The following is a 3960-nucleotide window of genomic DNA, read 5'->3' as shown; positions in this document are numbered from 1 at the left end:
GCAGCCACAACGTTGGGTGTTGATTAATGGCCTCTAGCATTCTTGCTCGCCAGACTTTGGCCAAAGCAAACACGTTAAAAAGGTAATGCTTGTTGCCTTTGTGCCAGGTTTGTCTTGATGGGTCGTATTGGCCTGCCGCCACAATAATGTGCAGGTGTGGGTGCAAGTTTCGTTGCCGACTGTGGGTATGCAGCACGGCGGTAAACCCAAGTTCACCTTGCATCTGTCTTTTCGCAAAGTCCTTTAAAACCCCCGATGCCACCTTAAACATACCGTTATATGTCGCTTTAGGTTGATGCCTTGCTAAAACCCTTAGTTGATACGGTAAAGTGAAGGTCACCATGAAATAGTGAACAGGCAACCGCTTTTGTTGCTGACGTTGTAGCCAGTCAGAAGTGGTGCGTTGTTGGCATTGAGGGCAGTGGCGGTGACCACAAGAAAGCGGTAATCGGTCGTCGTGATGGCAGTGGCTGCAAAACCATTGTGAGCGACCTTGTTGCTCTGTTTTACAACGTAGCATCGCCCCAATAGCCCGATGCATATCGCCATTCATCTGCGCATGATAGTGACGCTTAAGCGCAGAGTGATGTTGGCGAAGCAGTTCAATAAAGGTACTCATGTAATGCTCCCCGTTAAGTCTAGAGCATCAGTTAAATGGTTGATGGCCATCGCAGCATCGCGTTGTTTTAGCGTAGTCATTCGGGTGTAACGGGCAGTGGTATTAAGGCTTGCGTGACCCAGCAGCGTTTGCAGTGAACGCAGGTCAAGCCCTTGCTCAAGCAAGTGCGTTGCAAAGCAGTGTCTGAGAGAGTGGGGGCTGGCGTGTTTTTGGATGTCACACTCTTTGAGCACAAGCTTCATGGTTTTTTGAATACCGCCTCTGTCCATCGGTGCGTCGTCACCTTTTCCAAGCCCGGGAAACAGTAAGCGAGGGTGCTTGTGGCTGAGCCAGTGTGTGCGGAGTGCCTTAAGCGTTCGCAGAGGAAGCGGCACCATTCGGTCTTTGCCGCCTTTTCCTTCGCGTATGTGAACCCGCATCGTTTGGCTGTCGATATCGTGAACCGTGAGATTGAGCCCTTCACCAAGGCGTAATCCCATGCTGTAAAGAGTTAAGAAGAAGACTTGATAACGGGCTTGTCGCGTGTGGTTAATCAGTGAGCTGACTTGTTGCGGTGTGAGTATGTCGGGCAGTCGTTTCACTTGTGGCGGCTTCACGATATTGAGCCACTCCCACTGTTTACCCAGTGTGTAGCGATAGAAAAACTGCAAGCCATTACGATCGAGTTTAATGGTGCTCCACGAGTGGGTTTGGATAAGAGACGCGAAGAACTGTTTGAGATCGGCCGTGGTTAATGTGTCAGGGACGCGATCGAAATGAGCGGTGATCCGACGAACCGCACGAGAATAGGCATCAATGGTCGCGGGTCGTTTACCTTGCAGCTTTAGGTTGGTAAGGTGTTGTTCATAAAGGGCGTTGTAGCGTTTTAAGTCGGTGGGGTTCATAAGTTACTCCTGTCAACGACCATCCAAATGATGGTGTTACAAGAGTATGGCTTGCACTCGCTTTACTCTGCCGCGCAGCGGCTTCGTTCAACAATCTGTTTAAGAGTGATTCGCAACGCTTGGCATTTTTGCTATGCGTTGCGTTTTGTGTTTAAGGTGGCATGCGGAAGCATCGGTATAGTGTTGCTCACATATATGGTCTCCCCCAGTTTTGCAAGTCAGCAGTATGATTAAAAGTGCAGGTTAACTTCCATATATACGGCCTGTTGAGCGGCTATTGCCTTGGCCAAGATGAGGAAGTCGAACACGAAGTCCTAATCACCTTATCGACTTTATAAGACAGTGTGAGTATAAGGTTTTCAACGTGTAGGATTTATCCTGTTATTCATCTTACTACGTACTTTGCAAAGGGTTGGTGATCATCATTAGCTTTGTTTTGGTTGATACTCTTCATTTTTAGTTATAACGGCCCACGCTATGCGCATGAGTTTGTTTGCTAAAGCGACAGCGGCTCTGTTTGGCCCTCGTCGCTCTTGGAGTTCAAGCATCCACTTACTGAGATTATCGGATTTAAATTTGGCGCGCCTCAACGCTGCTCTTGCTCCATGAACGAGAAGGGAGCGGATATACGTGTTGCCTCTTTTGGTTATTCCTAGAAGAATGACTTTGTCGCCGCTGGTATCTTGCTTTGGTACAAGCCCCATTGCGGCGGAGGCATCTCTACCGGTTTTGAACTGTTGTCCAGAGCCAAGCCATACTGCAACGGCTTGGCTAGTGAGTGGTCCAAAGCCTGGAATAGACATGAGTCGCTTTGCGTTTTCGAACTGCTTGATGGTTTGGTTAAGTTTATCGTCGAACCATTTTACTTGTTCGTCGATGTATAAATATCGTTCGTACTGATGGGATAGCAGTTCTCTTAATATACAAGACAGTTGGTTTTCATCGTTCTCGAGTATTTCGGGTATGGCCTTTCTGAAAGCCGCGGCTCCTTTGGGCATAATGATGCCGTATTCAGAGATAAGGCCACGCACTTGATTAACGATACGAGTTCTTTCAGTGACGAGCAGACGTCTCATTCGAATAAGAGATTGGATGTCTTGTTGCTCGACGGATTTATGAGGCACAGGGTGAGGTCTTTTGTAGAGCGCGACTTCGGCAATGGCTTCGGCGTCGTTATAGTCGTTTTTCTGTTTACGCCTTTGAGTTTTCACATGCTGGGGTGCATAGAGTATGACTTCGTGACCGAACTGAGAGAATTCACGAGCCCAGTAGTGTGCGCCGGAACAAGCTTCCATGGCGATAGTACAGGGTGCTTTATTGGCGATGTAACTAAGTAGTTTACTTCGTTGAAGTTTTTTACGGCAAAGGTTCTTCCCTTTATGATTGATTTCAAAAAGAAAGAAGATATTTTTTGCTAAATCGATGCCGATGATTTTATGCTGAGTCATGGTCTTCTCCTATTACTTCGGACCTGAACACTCCAAGCATGGCTTACAGTCATGTGAAGTGGTAGGGGGAGACCATCTCATCACCTTAATTTGGCGTTATGTTGCAGGTGAACTATGAGGCACGAATAGTGCCTCAAAAATCATTATTTCTTTGGTTTTAAATGGCTTACAAAAGTTTTTAAACCGTCAATATGCTCTGCTAAATCGCCTTTTACGCTTCTTCCCATAGCATCAAGTATGAAGTGAGCGCCTTCAATGCGAGCCAGTTTTGCTGCTGGAACGAAGTCGCTGTCACCTGAAATCAACACAATTTTATTAGCTAGTTTCTTTAATACAACGCTCGTAATATCGACGCCAAGTTTCATATCAACGCCTTTTTGGCGTGGGCGCAACGAGACATTGTTTGGGTCAATGTCTTTGGGATCTACTTCACCACGAATTATTTTATTGAAGTTGTGGACTTTATCCTTACGAATAAACCCCCACTCTTTGTCTGTGGTACTTAAGTGCCCCATTCTGCATGCAACATATGGCTGATGCGTTAAAGCTTCATGTAGCGCATTTTTGTATTTTGTGATGTCACTTTTAGCAAAATCAATTTGTTTGTTTGTAATAGGGTGGTGCGCTTTTTGGTGTAAAGGTGGGCAGTCATAGAAGTATATGCGGTATAGCTCCTCACCGTTTCTTCTATCAACGTGTTTGATCCAGTAGTGCCACATTTCTTTGGCAAGTTTTTCTGGATCCATGTTCATGTCTGGGTCGTCACTTCCCGTATTGTGGGAGGAGTCGCCAAAGGCTGTATGTTTGGGTTGTTATCGTATCGCTATATAAACACCTTAGCCCAACCTTAGGGTATGTTGCAAGTATGTTTATAAAAATAATAGCGGTATGCATTGATTCAACGGACGGGAATGATATAGATTTCAAAATAAAATTCAAGAAAATTTTGTGTCATGCTTGATCTGGAACCCTAAGAACATCAACATAACGAATAAGGATTAAGGTGTTG

4 protein-coding genes are annotated in these 3960 nt (G+C 45.9%); all 4 read right to left on the bottom strand.

From position 1 onward, the window contains the following. Positions 1-619, bottom strand: a 619-nt coding sequence (locus AB4589_RS01280; RefSeq protein WP_372099121.1) for a transposase zinc-binding domain-containing protein, incomplete at its 3' end; no start/stop codon positions are given. Then, the gene (locus tag AB4589_RS01275) at positions 616-1503 is read right to left on the bottom strand and encodes a tyrosine-type recombinase/integrase (RefSeq protein WP_372099120.1); all 888 of its coding nucleotides are present in this window, start codon (positions 1501-1503) and stop codon (positions 616-618) included. The genes AB4589_RS01275 and AB4589_RS01280, both read right to left, overlap by 4 nt. A gap of 425 nt (positions 1504-1928) precedes the next feature. Further along, complete coding sequence (locus tag AB4589_RS01270) at positions 1929-2951, bottom strand: IS110 family transposase (RefSeq protein ID WP_210443505.1); 1023 nt, start codon at positions 2949-2951, stop codon at positions 1929-1931. 143 nt (positions 2952-3094) lie between these two features. Further along, positions 3095-3697 carry an NYN domain-containing protein gene (locus AB4589_RS01265; protein WP_372099119.1) on the bottom strand — a complete coding sequence of 201 codons (603 nt, stop codon included), beginning with the start codon at positions 3695-3697 and terminating at the stop codon, positions 3095-3097. Positions 3698-3960: the final 263 nt, after the last annotated feature.

It is taken from the genome of Vibrio sp. 10N.222.49.A3 (assembly GCF_041475145.1).
GTDB lineage: Bacteria > Pseudomonadota > Gammaproteobacteria > Enterobacterales > Vibrionaceae > Vibrio > Vibrio tasmaniensis_A.
Note: the sequence above shows the minus strand (reverse complement) of the source record. Positions and strands in the feature narration are given on the sequence as shown.

Bases quoted from the DNA above. Each gene is read 5' to 3' on its own strand.
- AB4589_RS01275 (WP_372099120.1), bottom strand. From the start codon at position 1,503: ATGAACCCCACCGACTTAAAACGCTACAACGCCCTTTATGAACAACAC.
- AB4589_RS01270 (WP_210443505.1), bottom strand. From the start codon at position 2,951: ATGACTCAGCATAAAATCATCGGCATCGATTTAGCAAAAAATATCTTC.
- AB4589_RS01265 (WP_372099119.1), bottom strand. From the start codon at position 3,697: ATGGATCCAGAAAAACTTGCCAAAGAAATGTGGCACTACTGGATCAAA.